The sequence below is a fragment of the Marinomonas foliarum genome (genome assembly GCF_016906065.1).
Lineage (GTDB): Bacteria > Pseudomonadota > Gammaproteobacteria > Pseudomonadales > Marinomonadaceae > Marinomonas > Marinomonas foliarum.
In genome coordinates this window covers 3963301-3979160 of record NZ_CP070273.1, presented here as the reverse complement: position 1 = coordinate 3979160, position 15860 = coordinate 3963301, and the positions used below count along the sequence as shown (strand labels likewise).

At 42.8% G+C, this 15860-nt stretch carries 12 protein-coding genes; 6 read left to right on the top strand and 6 right to left on the bottom strand.

The genetic code is table 11. The annotated features are described in order from the left end of the window. The first annotated feature begins 39 nt into the window (after positions 1 to 39). Together JSY38_RS18385 and JSY38_RS18380 are read left to right on the top strand one after the other, a co-directional pair. On the top strand, positions 40 to 1806 hold the full coding sequence (locus tag JSY38_RS18385; protein ID WP_205114621.1) for a formylglycine-generating enzyme family protein: 1767 nt from the start codon (positions 40 to 42) through the stop codon (positions 1804 to 1806). 244 nt (positions 1807 to 2050) lie between these two features. Further along, complete coding sequence (locus JSY38_RS18380; RefSeq protein ID WP_205114619.1) at positions 2051 to 4852, top strand: bifunctional aconitate hydratase 2/2-methylisocitrate dehydratase; 2802 nt, start codon at positions 2051 to 2053, stop codon at positions 4850 to 4852. 155 nt (positions 4853 to 5007) lie between these two features. Here JSY38_RS18380 and hpf read toward each other — a convergent pair whose 3' ends face one another. Then, positions 5008 to 5400 carry a ribosome hibernation-promoting factor, HPF/YfiA family gene (gene hpf, locus JSY38_RS18375; RefSeq protein WP_110572353.1) on the bottom strand — a complete coding sequence of 131 codons (393 nt, stop codon included), beginning with the start codon at positions 5398 to 5400 and terminating at the stop codon, positions 5008 to 5010. Between the two features lie 553 nt (positions 5401 to 5953). Here hpf and JSY38_RS18370 point away from each other — a divergent pair. Together JSY38_RS18370 and JSY38_RS18365 are read left to right on the top strand one after the other, a co-directional pair. Continuing rightward, positions 5954 to 6604, top strand: a complete 651-nt coding sequence (locus JSY38_RS18370; RefSeq protein WP_114413630.1) for a hypothetical protein — start codon at positions 5954 to 5956, stop codon at positions 6602 to 6604. Then, positions 6597 to 7352, top strand: a complete 756-nt coding sequence (locus JSY38_RS18365) for a DUF3307 domain-containing protein (RefSeq protein ID WP_205114617.1) — start codon at positions 6597 to 6599, stop codon at positions 7350 to 7352. Before JSY38_RS18370 ends, JSY38_RS18365 begins: the two co-directional genes overlap by 8 nt. A gap of 76 nt (positions 7353 to 7428) precedes the next feature. Here the strand turns inward: JSY38_RS18365 and asd are convergent, their stop codons facing one another. The 4 genes from asd to leuC form a co-directional block, all read right to left on the bottom strand. Continuing rightward, a complete protein-coding gene (gene asd, locus JSY38_RS18360) occupies positions 7429 to 8547 on the bottom strand; it encodes an aspartate-semialdehyde dehydrogenase (RefSeq protein ID WP_205114615.1) in 1119 nt (372 codons plus the stop codon). Between the two features lie 78 nt (positions 8548 to 8625). Next, positions 8626 to 9705: a 3-isopropylmalate dehydrogenase gene (gene leuB / locus JSY38_RS18355; protein ID WP_114413627.1), complete on the bottom strand. Its 1080-nt coding sequence runs from the start codon at positions 9703 to 9705 to the stop codon at positions 8626 to 8628. Positions 9706 to 9750: 45 nt separating this feature from the next. Then, entirely contained in the window at positions 9751 to 10401 is a 651-nt protein-coding gene (gene leuD, locus JSY38_RS18350; protein ID WP_114413626.1) for a 3-isopropylmalate dehydratase small subunit, read from the bottom strand. A gap of 9 nt (positions 10402 to 10410) precedes the next feature. Next, positions 10411 to 11838 (bottom strand): 3-isopropylmalate dehydratase large subunit, encoded by a 1428-nt coding sequence (gene leuC / locus JSY38_RS18345; protein WP_114413625.1) that lies wholly within the window; start codon positions 11836 to 11838, stop codon positions 10411 to 10413. Positions 11839 to 11931: 93 nt separating this feature from the next. Here leuC and JSY38_RS18340 point away from each other — a divergent pair, with 93 nt between their 5' ends. Beyond that, entirely contained in the window at positions 11932 to 12813 is an 882-nt protein-coding gene (locus tag JSY38_RS18340; RefSeq protein WP_205114613.1) for a LysR family transcriptional regulator, read from the top strand. A 5-nt stretch (positions 12814 to 12818) separates the two neighbouring features. On the opposite strand, the gene JSY38_RS18335 is transcribed toward JSY38_RS18340, so the two are convergent. Beyond that, a complete protein-coding gene (locus JSY38_RS18335; protein WP_114413623.1) occupies positions 12819 to 13970 on the bottom strand; it encodes an MFS transporter in 1152 nt (383 codons plus the stop codon). 192 nt (positions 13971 to 14162) lie between these two features. Here JSY38_RS18335 and JSY38_RS18330 point away from each other — a divergent pair, with 192 nt between their 5' ends. After that, on the top strand, positions 14163 to 15788 hold the full coding sequence (locus JSY38_RS18330) for an alpha-glucosidase (protein WP_205114612.1): 1626 nt from the start codon (positions 14163 to 14165) through the stop codon (positions 15786 to 15788). Positions 15789 to 15860: the final 72 nt, after the last annotated feature.

The window sequence follows — 15860 nt, the reverse complement described above, 5'->3', positions numbered from 1 at the left end:
CTTAGGCAGCAACGTCTTGATTTGGATATCCAATTCGTAATGAATGATTTTTATGACCCTCAGAAACTAAAAATTGGCCAACATGTTGGCGTAGAACTAGATCCGTATGTTCTAAACTACCCAGTGGATAGTCGCAAAACCACTTGGGTTGCAGATCAGGGTGGGCGCCCTTTTGTATTGCGTTTTTATCAATCAGGTAAAGGCAAGGTAGAAGATTTTCTACAAAATGCCCGCAAATACGCCAGCGTAAAGCATCCGGCTATAACCCCTAATTATCCACCCTTTTATTCTAATTTGTGGGTGTTCTCTACCTCTGCAGTTTGCGGCGGAGAGAATTTATACAGCTTTTTAGGAAAATACCCTGATGGTGCACCACTCAATGTGGTGATTAGTTTGTTTGATAACATTGCTAAGGCATTGGATCAAGTTCATAAAAACGGCTTATTCCACGGCCATCTCGATCTAAGCGCGATCCATGTTGTGAATGGCCTTGGGATAATGACAGGCTTTGGCTCTCATAATTGGATGAAGCGCATCGAAGAGAGTGAAATGGATGCTCGCCTCTTCCCACCAGAATACCTTAAGAAAGACCAGAAAAGGACAGAAGCTGCTGATAAATATGCTTTTATGCGCCTTCTAATGGCAACATTGTTGGGAGAGTCAATTCTCGATAAAGATTTCTCCACAGGCCTTCCAGACACTCACCCTAACCTGAGCGAAGCTACCTGGGGGCGCTTAGTAGAATGGTGTCGTGAAAATGAACGACATCGTCCTAAATCATTAGCTGAAGTCATTCGGATCATTCGAGCTAACCTTTATAAGCAAGAAACCAGTGACAGTTCTGCTACAAAACGCGCGGTTAAACGTTATGTCCGAACCCTATCACCAATCAAACTGACAATCGGATCGATAGCTGCCTTAAGCGTTATCGCTGCATTTGCTTTTTGGGCAAATAGGCCGCCAGCAGAAGAATCAATTGTGGCAACGCAACCTCAGCAAACCCAACCACCAGAAGAGCCGGAAAAAATATCATTTGAGGCCTTGCCTCAAGTTTTAGAAGAGCCTCTCGCTTCTGGTGGCACAGCGCCAAAAATTGAAAAAGTCCCACCTGCTACATTTATTATGGGTGATCAGGGCCACCTTGGTGATGACAACGAAAAACCCGCTCACGAAGTGGATATCCCTCGCGGCTTTTATATCAGTAAGTATGAAGTCACCTTTAACCAATATGACAAGTTTGCCAAAGCGACAGGTAGGCCGCTCCCTCTTGATAACGGCTGGGGGCGAGGACAGCGACCAGTAATCAATGTCAGTTGGTACGATGCTAAAGCTTACACGGCATGGATTTCTAGCGAAACAAATGCAGAGTATCGCCTTCCTACTGAAATTGAATGGGAATATTCGGCCAGAGCAGATTCAAACACGGCATTCTGGTACGGAGACACGGTAAAAGCTGGCTATAGCGTTTGTGATAGTTGTGGTAGCCAATGGGACGGTGTTTCCACAGCTCTGGTTGGCAGTCAAGCAAGTAATCCACTAGGCTTATTCGACATGCATGGCAATGTCGCAGAGTGGATTGAAGATTGTTATCACGATACTTATGAGGGTGCCCCAACCCAAAACCAAGTTTGGCTAGCAAACCAATGTGATAGTCGTGTACTTAGAGGCGGATCTTGGTTTGACATTCCAAGAGTGGGCCGTAGTTCTACCAGATACCGAGCTGAGCCCGAGTTAAAAGCCAGTAATTGGGGGTTCAGAGTGGTTAGGATTATTCAGCAATCAAATGATTTATCTAAATCAGAATAATTCCGCTAAATGTCACCTATTCGAAATTGTTATGGTCCACAGTAACTCTTTGGCGCTTTTTTTCTATAAAATAAGTGCATCAAAAAATGATAAAAACTTTGTATGACTTATTTTCTGTAGAAGGTAAGTCAGCGTTTTCTAACATTATGATCAATAAAGTCGAAAATGAAACCTAAGGGAAATCATATGCTAGAAGCATATTGTTAGGCATGGCATTTTCGACAATCATTATTCAGAGGTGCAAATGAGCTTATATTTAGAGTACTTACAAGAAATAGAGAATCGTAAAAGCCAAGGATTGCATCCTAAACCAATCGATGGCGGCGATCTACTAGCTGAAATCATCGCTCAAATCAAAGACGCTGGGCATGAGCATCGCGAAGGCTCACTATCTTTTTTCATCTACAACACCTTACCAGGTACAACCAGCGCAGCTGCTGTCAAAGCAGAATTCCTAAAAGAGATCATCCTAGGTGAATCAAGTGTGAAAGAAATCACACCTGAGTTCGCTCTTGAGCTATTGTCTCACATGAAAGGCGGCCCTTCTGTTGAAGTATTAATCGACCTTGCTTTGTCTGATGATTTGGCTGTTGCAGCGCCTGCTGCAGAGGTACTAAAAACTCAAGTATTCCTATACGAAGCAGATATGGAACGTCTTGAATCAGCTTATAAAGCTGGCAACCCTCTCACTAAAGATATCCTTGAAAGCTACGCTAAAGCTGAATTCTTCACCAAGCTTCCTGACATCAGTGAAAAAATCGAAGTTGTCACTTATATTGCCGCAGAAGGTGATATCTCGACAGATTTGCTTTCACCTGGTAACCAAGCTCACTCTCGTTCTGACCGTGAACTTCACGGCCAATGCATGATTACCCCTGAAGCTCAGCAAGAAATTAAAGAGTTACAAGTTAAGCACCCAAGTGCAAAAGTAATGCTTATCGCTGAGAAAGGCACAATGGGTGTTGGTTCTTCACGTATGTCTGGCGTAAATAACGTCGCGCTTTGGGCTGGCCAACAAGCAAGCCCATACATTCCATTCGTGAACTACGCTCCAGTTGTTGCCGGCACAAACGGCATTTCCCCTATCTTTATGACGACGGTAGGTGTTACTGGCGGTATTGGTCTTGATCTGAAAAACTGGGTTAAGAAAGTAGATGCTAATGGCAAGCCGGTTCTTGATGAAAATGGCGATACCATTCTTGAGCAAGCTTACTCAGTTGAAACGGGTACAGTTTTAACTATCAATACAAAAGAGAAAAAACTCTACAATGGCGACAAAGAGCTAGTAGACATCTCTTCTGCCTTTACGCCTCAGCAAGTAGAGTTCATGAAAGCTGGCAGCTCCTATGCTGTGGTATTCGGTAAGAAACTACAAACCTTTGCTGCTGAAACCCTAGGGATTCCAACGCCTACTGTCTACGCTCCAGCACAAGAAATCTCTAACGATGACCAGGGCCTAACGGCTGTTGAGAAAATCTTCAACAAAAATGCTGTAGGTGTTAAGTCTAGAAAAGCCCTTCACGCTGGGTCTGATGTTCGCGTTAAAGTAAACATCGTCGGCTCACAAGATACGACTGGTTTGATGACTGCTCAAGAACTAGAGTCTATGGCAGCCACTGTTATTTCTCCAAGTGTTGATGGCGCATATCAATCAGGTTGTCACACTGCGTCAGTTTGGGATTCAAAAGCGCAAGCTAACATTCCAAAATTGATGTCATTCATGAACAAATTTGGATTAATCACTGCTCGTGATCCAAAAGGTGTTTATCCTCCAATGACCGACGTTATTCATAAAGTATTGAATGACATTACGGTTGATGATTCTGCGATTATCATTGGTGGTGACTCACATACTCGCATGTCTAAAGGTGTCGCTTTTGGCGCTGACTCTGGAACCGTTGCTCTTGCATTAGCAACAGGTGAAGCAACAATGCCAATCCCTGAAACGGTTAAAGTAACCTTTAAAGGCGAAATGAAGAGCTACATGGATTTCCGTGATGTTGTACACGCAACACAAGCTCAGATGCTTAAACAGTTTGGCGGTGAAAACGTATTCCAAGGTCGTGTCATCGAAGTACACATCGGCACATTGATGGCTGACCAAGCGTTTACCTTTACTGACTGGACTGCTGAGATGAAAGCAAAAGCGTCCATCTGTATTTCTCAAGATGAAACGCTTATTAAATCTCTTGAACTAGCGAAAAAACGCATTCAAATCATGATTGATAAAGGCATGGAAAATGAAGCTAAAACGCTTCATGGCTTAATTGCTCTTGCAGACAAGCGTATTGCTGGCATCACTTCTGGGGATCAGCCTGCTCTAGTGCCTGATAACAATGCTAACTACTATGCAGACGTTGTTGTTGACCTTGACGAAATCAATGAACCAATGATTGCCGACCCAGACGTTAACAACGATGACGTATCTAAGCGTTACACTCATGACGTTATTCGCCAGGTGTCTTTCTACAAAGATAAGCCTGTTGATCTTGCTTTTGTTGGCTCTTGCATGGTTCATAAAGGCGATATGCAAATCATCGCTCAAATGCTGCGCAATCTTGAAGAACAAAACGGCGGCGTGTCATTCAAAGCACCTTTAGTTGTTGCTCCACCAACATACAACATTGTTGATGAGTTAAAAGTGGAAGGTGACTGGGATATCTTGAAGAAGTACGCTGGATTCGAATTTGATGATGCTAAACCAAAAGGTGAAGCACGTACTAAGTACGAAAACATCATGTACTTGGAGCGCCCTGGGTGTAACTTGTGTATGGGTAACCAAGAGAAGGCAGAACCTGGTGATACGGTTATTGCGACCTCTACTCGATTGTTCCAAGGTCGTGTTGTAGCTGACTCTAAAGAGAAGAAAGGCGAATCTTTACTTGGTTCTACACCAATCGTTGTACTTTCTGCTATTTTGGGAAGATTCCCAACATTGGAAGAATACAAAGCCTCTGTTGTTGGTATCAAACTGACAGACTTTGCGCCACCACTAGATGCTATGACAATGGCTCCAGTAGAGTTTATTCCAGTAAATAACGTATAAGCTCCACCATACGACCATATTGTTAGCATGATCCAATGCCGCTGTTTAGTAACAGCGGCATTTTTTATGTTAGTTACACCACAACAAGAACAAAACAATCTACAAAAACAAAAAAGCCCCGCTATGCGAGGCTTACCCCTAGAAAGGTTGATTAACTAAATAACTTCTCGCTCCACCAGTTCATCAAACTCTGCTTGTAACTGCTGCTCTACAGGACTCTCTACATCTTTAGCATTAATATGATGTTGTCGGCCCGCATGCTTCGCTTTGTGTTTAATTAGTTGTTTCTCTAACTTACCGACCAGAAGGTCAAGTGCCGGCTTAAGCTGTTTATCGGTTTTAACCGTTGCAAAAAGGTCATGACCAGGAATATGAACACTGGCTTCTACTATTAATTCATGAATCTCATGCTTCTCTGTGTTTAGTATCACTTTAATAGTCGTTATCTGATTATTGATACGTGCCAAGTGATCCATTTTTTCTTTTACTACTTCTTGAACTTCTTCACCAGATTGGACGTGGTGACCACTAATATTCAATGTATACATAGAGAATTTCCTTCTATTTTAGTCAGTTTTTTATTAACTTAAGTTTTATTCCTCCTCTTCTGCTCTTACTTATAATCTATGGGTACTATCGCTTAATTTCAATGCTTAGAGTGTAAATACTTGTTCAAGATCATGAACAAAACACAGCAATCAAAAAACTTACACGACCCCCTTAAATACTATATATATCAATACCATAAATCTTCTTCTGAAAATTTATTTCGATACGATATAGATAAAGTAATAAGTTTTGACACCCATAGCAAGCTTTAGTTTCATCAAGAAAAACGTCAACGGTTTGATGAATGTCAACCCTCATTTAAATGAGTGTAGCAGCCCAGAAGCGATTGAGAAGTGAAATACCACATAAGCTTATAAAAAATACTAATCACTGCCACAAAAGCTAGAAGCCTACTTTTTTCATTTGGATATAAAGCAGCGGATTTACAATTAGCCACAAATAGCTAAAAAACATAAATTAGCCATTTTCGGCTAAATTTGTTTTTTTAGTCATAAACGGCTAAATTACTCTAATCAACTAGAAGGGCATCGCATGAAACAGACAGTTAAACCTATTGCCGTGATAAGCGGTGATGTAGTTAGCTCAACAAAACTTACTTCTGATGAATTCGAACAACTACTACAGCGGGTCAAAGATATTCAAGCGTGGATCACTGAAGGGAACGCCTCTAACCTCCATAGTATTGAGCGCGGAGATGAATTTCAGACAATCGTGCATGACATTAGAAATGCACTCAAATATGCGATTCTTTATCGAATCGGCATTAAAGCCCTTGGTAAAGTGTTTGAAAGCCGTATTAGCTTTGCTATTGCCTCTAACGCGGACTTGCGCGCCTCGGTATCAGAGTCAATGGGAGAAGCTTTTGTTTTATCTGGTCGGGGACTAAAAGCCCTGAAAAGTGACCGTTTCATTTTTCACTCAGAGCACCCCAAACTCACAGAGCGCTTTGATCTACTCTTCAAATACTTAGATAGACAGCTCACCGAGTTAACATCGCGACAATGTGCCGTATTAGTACCTATGTTGCGCAATCAAGAAGGTTTGTCTGTGAGCGAGCTTGCGGATAAACTCGACATTGCCACAGCGACAGCCAGCAAATCCCTTAAAGCATCAGGGTGGCCGCTTATAAGTGAACTAAATAGTCTATTTATAAACCAAGTAACAGGGCTTAAAGATGTCTGATTTTAGCACCCTATTCATTTCATTTTTACTGATCCATACACTTTGTGACTTTTACCTCCAACCAAAGCATTGGATAGAGGAAAAGAAAGAGAAAAAACACAGATCACCAAAACTCTATTTGCATTCGATTTTACATGGCGTGGCATTACTCATCCCTGCGTTAGCCCTAAAGATCGACTGGATGAACATCGCTATTATCATCTTGATTGTTACCATTACTCATTTCGCTATCGATCTATGGAAAGTCAGCACAACGAAAGGCGACGCCTTTTCACGCTTCGCCATTGACCAAATATTGCATGTAATAGTATTGATCACTACAGTTTTTTACATCACTGACAGCATCGCCATTACTGAACTACTACAGCATGATCAGTTACCAGAAGCTATCATGACCACTTTTGCTTACTTATTGATACTCAAACCTACCTCAGTCGCAATCAGCTGCATTTTAAGCAAATATCCGATTTCAGGTGGTGAGAAAGAAAGCGTTAACGGATTAGTTGCTGGCGGCGAATTAATTGGTTACTTAGAGAGAATATTGATACTAACTTTCACTCTAGTGGGCAGCTATGCTGCCATCGGCTTTGTGCTAGCGGCTAAGTCAATCTTCAGATTTGGTGAACTAAATAAATCAAATGATCGAAGCATGGCGGAATACGTGCTAATTGGATCATTAGTATCTGTAGTAATTACAACACTGATAGGCGTATTCGTAACAATAGGTTTAAACCTAGATATCAGCTAGCCTATTTCAATACTTTTACTTGCACATAAAAAAACCCGCTCAAAGCGGGTTTTTAGAATCTAGCTAAAAACTATCATTAGTCTTCGATTAAGATACGAAGCATGCGACGTAGTGGCTCAGCAGCCCCCCAAAGCAATTGGTCACCCACTGAGAAAGCACTTATGTATTCAGGTCCCATGTTCAACTTACGAATACGACCCACTGGAATACCAAGTGTGCCAGTCGCTGCAGTTGGCGTTAAACGCTGCATTGTTGCTTCTTTATCGTTTGGTACAACATCAACCCATTGGTTGTGCTCAGCAAGCAAGCCTTCAATATCCGCCACTGGGATGTCTTTGTTCAGTTTGATGGTGTATGCCTGACTATGGCAGCGCATAGCACCTATACGAACACACAGGCCATCAACTGGAATTGGGTTTCCGTCGATACCTAGGATCTTGTTCGCTTCAGCTTGCGCTTTCCACTCTTCACGGCTCTGTCCGTTATCAAGCTGGCTATCGATATAAGGAATCAAAGAACCCGCTAGAGGCACACCAAACTGATCTGTTGGAAGCGTACCAGAACGCATTGTTTCTGCAACCTTACGATCGATCTCAAGAATCGCACTGGCTGGATCAGCAAGCTCACTAGCAACCGAACCTTGCAACATACCCATCTGATTGATCAGCTCACGCATGTGACGAGCACCACCACCAGACGCCGCTTGGTAAGTCATAGAAGTCATCCATTCGATATGACCTTTTTCAAACAACCCACCTAGCGCCAATAGCATCAAGCTAACAGTACAATTGCCACCAACAAAAGTTTTAACGCCACTCGTTAAACCTTGTTTAATAACATCCAAGTTAACTGGGTCAAGTACGATAATGGCATCTTTATCCATACGTAGAGAAGATGCCGCATCGATCCAGTAACCTTTCCAACCAGCATTACGCAACTGTGGGTAAATAGCCTTGGTGTAATCCCCGCCTTGACAGGTAATAATAATATCCATCTTTTTCAATGCTTCAATATCGCTTGCATCTTGAAGTAATGGAATATCTTTACCAATTTCTGGACCTTTCTGCCCCGTTTGAGATGTAGTGAAGAAAACTGGATCAATATGATCAAAGTCTTTTTCTTCCATCATGCGTTGCATCAACACGGAACCGACCATTCCGCGCCATCCGACTAAACCTACAGTTTGTTTTGACATGGTTAACGTTACCTTTTTTTGTGGGGCCACTCATACCAAGAGCAGTATCCCTAATGAATACCCAATATCGTTATGATATTAAGCTTTTAATGCTGCTAGAACGGCATCGCCCATGGCTTGCGTACTAACAGTTTCGCATCCATCTGATGCAATATCTGCCGTTCTAAGACCTAGATCCAGAACCTTGCTGACTGCCGCTTCAATCGCATCCGCCGCATCTTTGGCGTCTAAAGAATAACGCAACATCATAGCAACTGACAAAATTGTCGCCAATGGGTTAGCGATTCCTTTACCTGCGATGTCTGGAGCAGAACCGTGACATGGCTCATACATACCGCGACCTTCAGCATTTAGTGAAGCAGAAGGTAGCATACCAATAGAACCTGTCAACATGGCAGCAGCATCAGAAAGGATATCACCAAACATATTGCCAGTAACCATTACATCAAACTGTTTTGGTGCACGAACAAGCTGCATAGCAGCATTATCGACTAGCATATGAGTCAATTCGACGTCTGGATACTCTTTCGCTACTTCTTCCATGATTTCTTTCCAAAGCACAGTTACTTCTAGCACGTTGGACTTATCAATTGAGCAAACACGCTTACCACGTTGGCGAGCCGCTTCAAAAGCAGAACGTCCAATACGACGAATCTCTGATTCGCTGTAAACATAAGTGTTAAAACCTTCTCGCTCACCATTTTCTAACGTGCGAATACCACGAGGCTGCCCAAAGTAAATGCCGCCTGTTAGTTCGCGAACAATTAGGATGTCCAAGCCAGCAACGATTTCTGGCTTCAAGCTAGACGCATCAGCTAACTGTGGGTATAGAATCGCAGGACGAAGATTCGAAAATAACTCTAGGTTAGAGCGCAAGCCAAGTAAGCCTTTTTCAGGGCGAACTGACATGTCTAACTTGTCCCACTTAGGACCACCAACCGCACCAAGCAAAATCGCGTCTGCTGTTTTAGCTTTAGCTAATGTCGCTTCTGGCAATGGAGAACCAGTCTCATCATAAGCAGAACCACCGACTAAAGCGCTCTCATGCTGAATATTCAATGAAAACTGTTCATTCACTGCATCCAAAACACGCACCGCTTGCGCTACGATTTCTGGACCTATACCGTCACCCGGCAAAACCAATACATTCTTAGTCATGTTAAACCCTTTAAAAAATCTGTCTTCTAATATGTTTTTTGAAAACTACTGACCGCGTGACAAGAAAAGCCACGGCGCATCATTCATGCGTTTTTCTTCGTAACGACGGATCGCAGCATCTTGCTGTAACGTTAAGCCGATATCGTCTAAACCATTCAACAAACAATGTTTACGGAAATTGTCCACGTTAAATTCGAATGCTGCACCAGAAGGCGAGGTTACGGTTTGGTTTTCAAGATCGACAATAATTTCTGCGCCTTCACGCAAGGCGACTTCTGCAAACAATTGATCTACTTCTTCTGCTTGTAAAACGATAGGCAACAAGCCATTTTTGAAGCAGTTGTTATAGAAAATGTCGGCAAAGCTTGGTGCAATAATCGCGCGGAAACCGTAATCATCTAATGCCCAAGGCGCGTGTTCACGACTAGAGCCACAACCAAAGTTCTGACGCGCTAATAAAACACTCGCGCCTTTGTAACGATCTTGGTTTAACACAAAATCCTGACGAATAGGACGACCATCGCATTCTTGGTCTGGTTGACCTTCGTCTTCATAACGCAGTTCATCAAATAAATTTTTACCAAAACCAGTACGCTTGATGGATTTCAAGAACTGCTTTGGGATGATCATATCAGTATCAACGTTCGCCAAATCCAAAGGAGCGGCTAGACCTGTATGTTTAGTAAAAGGACGCATACTGTTCTCCTAGTGTTTAACAAACTCATTAACATCAACAAAATGGCCAGCAATCGCAGCAGCCGCTGCCATAGCAGGGCTCACCAAATGCGTACGACCCCCAAAACCTTGGCGACCTTCAAAGTTGCGATTTGAAGTTGACGCACAATGTTCCCCAGCACCAAGTTTGTCAGCGTTCATTGCCAAACACATAGAGCAACCAGGCTCACGCCATTCTAATCCAGCGGCTTCGAAAATCTCGTGCAAGCCCTCTTTTTCAGCTTGCGCTTTTACCAAGCCAGAACCAGGAACGACGATTGCCTGCTTAAGAGTTGACGCGACTTTACGGCCTTTAACCACTTGCGCTGCAATACGTAAGTCTTCAATGCGTGAGTTGGTACAAGAGCCAATAAAAACTCGATCTAGCACAACATCAGAAAGCATGGTTTTGCCTTCAAGGCCCATGTATTTCCAAGCGCGTGCATAACCTTCTTTCTTCACCGGGTCTTTCTGGTCTTCTGCACGAGGAATCGGCTCATCAATAGCAATAACCATTTCTGGCGAGGTCCCCCAAGTAACTTGTGGTTTGATATCTTCCGATTTAATCACAACCACTTCGTCAAATTGCGCGTCTTTGTCAGACACAAGGTCTTTCCATGCTTCTACCGCCATATCCCAATGCTCGCCTTTTGGCGCATAAGGACGACCTTTAACGTATTCAATAGTCGTATCATCTACTGCAATCAAACCAACACGTGCGCCTGCTTCAATGGCCATGTTACAGACCGTCATACGGCCTTCCATAGACAAAGATTGGATGCCTGTTCCGCCAAACTCTATGGCGTAACCTGTACCACCAGCGGTGCCAATTGCACCGATAATCGCTAAGACAACGTCTTTAGCAGAGACCCATGGTGACAATTCACCATCAACACGAACCAACATGTTGCGGCTTTTCTTCTGCACCAAACACTGAGTAGCTAATACATGCTCAACTTCAGAGGTCCCAATACCATGTGCCAAAGCACCAAAAGCCCCATGAGTCGATGTATGGGAATCACCACACACAACCGTCATACCTGGAAGCGTCGCACCCTGCTCTGGCCCAACAACATGCACGATTCCTTGGCGAATGTCTTTCATATTAAATTCAGTAATACCGAATTCGTTACAGTTATCATCCAAAGTCGTTACTTGGATTTTAGAAACTGGATCTTCAATACCATCTACACCAGAAATACGTTCTTTCTTAGTCGTAGGTACATTATGGTCTGGCGTTGCTAAACTTGAAGACACACGCCAAGGCTTGCGCCCTGCCAATCGAAGCCCTTCAAATGCTTGTGGTGATGTCACTTCATGTAGCAACTGCAAATCGATATAAATCAATGCGCTGCCGTCATCTCGTTGCTGAACAAGGTGGCTATCCCACAACTTGTCATAAAGGGTTTTCGCTGACATAAGTTCTCTCCTCAGAAATCTATTGCGCTATCCTAAAACTTTGGCTTAAATTACTCAAATTCATATTTTTCATGTTTTGGATAATTTTTTGGAATGATAGATATTGCAGAGTTACTTACTTTTATAAAAGTTGCTGAAACCGGTTCTTTTTCAGAAGCGGGTGACCAACTTTTCGTTACACAACCAGCCATTAGTAAACGTGTCGCCTCCCTTGAAAACAGCCTTGGCGTAAAACTTTTTGATCGTATTGGACGACAAGTGCAATTAACCGAAGCCGGTATTCGCTTGCTGCCTAAAGCGCGAAAAATGGCGGAAGACCTACAAGACATAAAACGCAGCATGACATTACAGATGCAAGATGTAAGTGGTGAATTACGAATATCAACTGGTCATCATATTGGCTTACATCGCTTACCTAAATCACTAAAACGTTTCCAAGAAGATTTTCCCAGTGCACATTTGGAAATTGAATTTGTTCAATCAGAAGAAGCTTACCAAGATGTTTTAAAAGGACGAGCTGAACTGGGAATAATTACGTTGTCCAATAAAGAAAACCCGCTTATTGAATCTTTGCCTATTTGGTCCGATCCCTTGACTTGTGTGGTTAGTAAAGACCACCCTCTCGCGCATTATGACAATGTCAGCTTAATTGAATTAGCCCAGCACGCTTGCGTATTACCTAATAAGAACACCTTCACTAGACAAATAGCCGAGCAAGCTTTTGGCAAACAAGGACTAAAACCTCAAGTACGAATGAATACCAATAATTTAGAAACATTAGCAATGCTGGTAAACATTGGCTGGGGATGGTCCCTGCTTCCATCGACATTAGTCGATGATAGGTTGGTCGTCTTGAACTTGCCAGATTTGAACGTCGAAAGAAAGCTTGGCGTGATACATCACAAACAACGAACGCTCAGCCGTGCAGCCATCGCTTTTATTGAGTTACTAAAGAGCGATGGCACCAGCTTGTAAATACTTTAACGCCGTTGACTAATAACCAGAATGGTCAGTGCTAAGGCGCTTACGCACGCCGCTAAGGTGAAAACCCAAGCACCGCCTAGCCACTCCCACAGATACCCTGTAATTACCATACCAAGTCCGCCACCTAAGCCAATCGCAAAAGCGCTATACATAGCTTGCCCTTGACCAGCGAAACGTTCAGGAAAAAGGCGTCGTATTTGTTCAATCGATACCATGTGAAACAAAGCAAAGGTTACGCAATGCAACAGCTGAGTTAGAATAAGTACCCATGCGACAGAGGCAAACCAGCCAATTAGCAGCCAACGAACAATACCGCACACAAAACATAGCGTAATCACATGAACCACATCAAAGCGCTTAATGGTATTGCCAAAGAATAAGAACAAGAAAATCTCAATGACGACACCCAATGCCATCAGTAGTCCTATATGCTCACCGCTGTAGCCAAAGTTGGATAAGTGCACCGCAAAAAACACATTGAAAGGCGCATGGGACATAAAGGCTAAAAAAGCCAAAACAAAAAACAGCATCGACTCAGGGTGTTTCACTAAAGAGAAAAAAGACGTCGTCGATTTTTGCTGGTGAACCTCATAAGCCTGTTCTTTTAAGAAGAAAGAAGTGACCACGGCAAGTGCCATAAAAACACACATCGTTGGAATCACCACAGCAGTGCCAAATTTTCCAATTAAAAAACCAGCACTGGTAACTGCAAAAACATAGCCAATCGAACCACCTGCTCTTAGACGCGTATAAGGAACATCTAGTTGGCGAATACTTCTCACAGTTAACGAGTCAGTCATTGGTATAAGAGCGGAATAAAACAGCGCCATAGTACAAGTAAGTAACCATAAGGTTTCAAACTGATCACTCCAATTAAAGGGAATCACAGCAATGAAACAGCCTAAAATACCTAATTGCAGCGTACGCTTTGGCAAGCCAACTTTCGCTGTCAGCCATCCCCAAAAATGCGGAACCAAAATACCAGATAAAGTAAACGTGGACATCAAACGACCAATTTCAGAGGCGGTTAAACCTATCGATTTATAGTACATCGAAATATAAGGCATCATGACGCCTACAACCGCACAGAAGAAAAAGTAAAAAAAGAATAAAGGCCAAGCCACAGGGCGAGATTTTTCAGAAAACATCATGTCTCCAAGGGATACAAATAAGATTATTATCAACCAAGACAATAAAAAAATTATGCATAACTAATAATGTTTGAGTATGCTGGAATTAATGAAAAAAAGCACGACAGAGAATGGAACCAATCCTCTATAAATCTAATAAATTCTGTTAACGCTTAGACCAAAACATCCCTATATTCAGAGAGAACAATCATGATGAATAATCAAGAATGGTGGCGTGGCGCAGTAATATATCAGGTTTATCCCCGTAGTTTTTTTGACTCCAATAACGACGGCATTGGAGACCTTCCCGGTATAACGGCGAAAATGGGCTATATTGCCTCTCTCGGAGTGGATGCTATTTGGTTGTCTCCTTTCTTTACCTCTCCCATGAAAGACTTTGGTTACGATGTATCTGATTACTGTGGAGTTGACCCTATTTTCGGCAATTTGACTGATTTTGATAAACTGGTAGCATCCGCACATCATCACGGTATTAAAGTCATGATTGACCAAGTACTGAACCATAGTTCGGATCAACACCCTTGGTTTGTTGAATCACGCAGTAGTCACGATAATAACAAAGCTGACTGGTATATCTGGGCTGACGCCAACCCAGATGGCACAGTTCCTAACAATTGGTTATCTGTCTTTGGCGGCCCAGCCTGGCACTGGGATAGTCGTCGTCGACAATATTATTTGCACAACTTTTTAGACAGTCAGCCAGATTTGAACTTTCACAACCCTGCCGTAGTTAACGCCTTACTGGAAACCGTAGAATTTTGGCTAAAACGAGGGGTAGACGGTTTTCGATTAGACACTGCTAATTATTATTATCATGACGTAGAACTTAGAAATAACCCGCCAAAGGAAGAAGTAGTCGAAGGCAGTATTGGGGTTAGACTCGATAACCCATATGCTTATCAGCTTCACCTGTATGACAAATCCAGACCCGAAAACATTGCCTTTTTACAACGTTTACGCCATTTGCTCGATCAATACCCAGACACCACCACAGTAGGCGAAGTCGGCTGTGATTTTGCCCTAGAAACCATGGCTGCTTATACCCAAGGCAAAGACAAACTACACATGTGCTATTCATTCGACCTACTCACTCATGATTCTTCTATGACACACATTCGCAATACCATGGAAACAATAGAGGCAGGATTAGGTGATGGTTGGCCATGCTGGTCAATTGGCAATCATGATGTTGAACGCGTAGTAACTCGCTGGGGTAACAACCACGACACAGTAGCCAAAAGCAAAATTTATATGGCGATGCTATTAAGCTTACGTGGCAGCGTTTGTCTATATCAAGGCGAAGAACTCGGCCTACCAGAGGCTGATTTGACCTTTGAACAACTCGTTGACCCATTCGGCATTAATTTCTGGCCAGAGTTTAAAGGCAGGGATGGTTGTAGAACGCCTATTCCATGGAAGAATGAATCTTTAGGAGGGTTTACTCAATCCGATGAACCTTGGCTACCTATTTCTGAATCGCAACTTGCAATGGCAGTAAGTGAGCAGGAAGGTAATCGCCACTCTGTGTTGCATGCCTATCGTGATTTTCTACATATAAGACGAAGCCATCCAGAGCTGCGCCATGGCGATATCGAATTTTTATACAACGATGAAACAACCCTGACCTTTACCCGTAGCTACGAAGGCAAACGTATTTACGTGGCTATTAATACTTCAGGCCAAGATATCATCTTTCCGGACGAGCTCAATGTATCGCCTCTCACGTTGCCAGAAGCTATACACAGTGGCTATGTTGATGGAAATACGATAGTACTTCCTCCGTTTAGCATTTTACTGGCTTCTGTAAATGGCTAATACTTGAGCATAAAATAAATATGTAGGCATAAAAAAGTCTCGCCTACCAATGTAGTAGCGGGACTAAAATTC

Coding starts and splice junctions, on each gene's coding strand:
- JSY38_RS18385 (WP_205114621.1), top strand. CDS start 40: ATGAATGATTTTTATGACCCTCAGAAACTAAAAATTGGCCAACATGTT.
- JSY38_RS18380 (WP_205114619.1), top strand. CDS start 2,051: ATGAGCTTATATTTAGAGTACTTACAAGAAATAGAGAATCGTAAAAGC.
- hpf (WP_110572353.1), bottom strand. CDS start 5,400: ATGTATACATTGAATATTAGTGGTCACCACGTCCAATCTGGTGAAGAA.
- JSY38_RS18370 (WP_114413630.1), top strand. CDS start 5,954: ATGAAACAGACAGTTAAACCTATTGCCGTGATAAGCGGTGATGTAGTT.
- JSY38_RS18365 (WP_205114617.1), top strand. CDS start 6,597: ATGTCTGATTTTAGCACCCTATTCATTTCATTTTTACTGATCCATACA.
- asd (WP_205114615.1), bottom strand. CDS start 8,547: ATGTCAAAACAAACTGTAGGTTTAGTCGGATGGCGCGGAATGGTCGGT.
- leuB (WP_114413627.1), bottom strand. CDS start 9,705: ATGACTAAGAATGTATTGGTTTTGCCGGGTGACGGTATAGGTCCAGAA.
- leuD (WP_114413626.1), bottom strand. CDS start 10,401: ATGCGTCCTTTTACTAAACATACAGGTCTAGCCGCTCCTTTGGATTTG.
- leuC (WP_114413625.1), bottom strand. CDS start 11,838: ATGTCAGCGAAAACCCTTTATGACAAGTTGTGGGATAGCCACCTTGTT.
- JSY38_RS18340 (WP_205114613.1), top strand. CDS start 11,932: ATGATAGATATTGCAGAGTTACTTACTTTTATAAAAGTTGCTGAAACC.
- JSY38_RS18335 (WP_114413623.1), bottom strand. CDS start 13,970: ATGTTTTCTGAAAAATCTCGCCCTGTGGCTTGGCCTTTATTCTTTTTT.
- JSY38_RS18330 (WP_205114612.1), top strand. CDS start 14,163: ATGATGAATAATCAAGAATGGTGGCGTGGCGCAGTAATATATCAGGTT.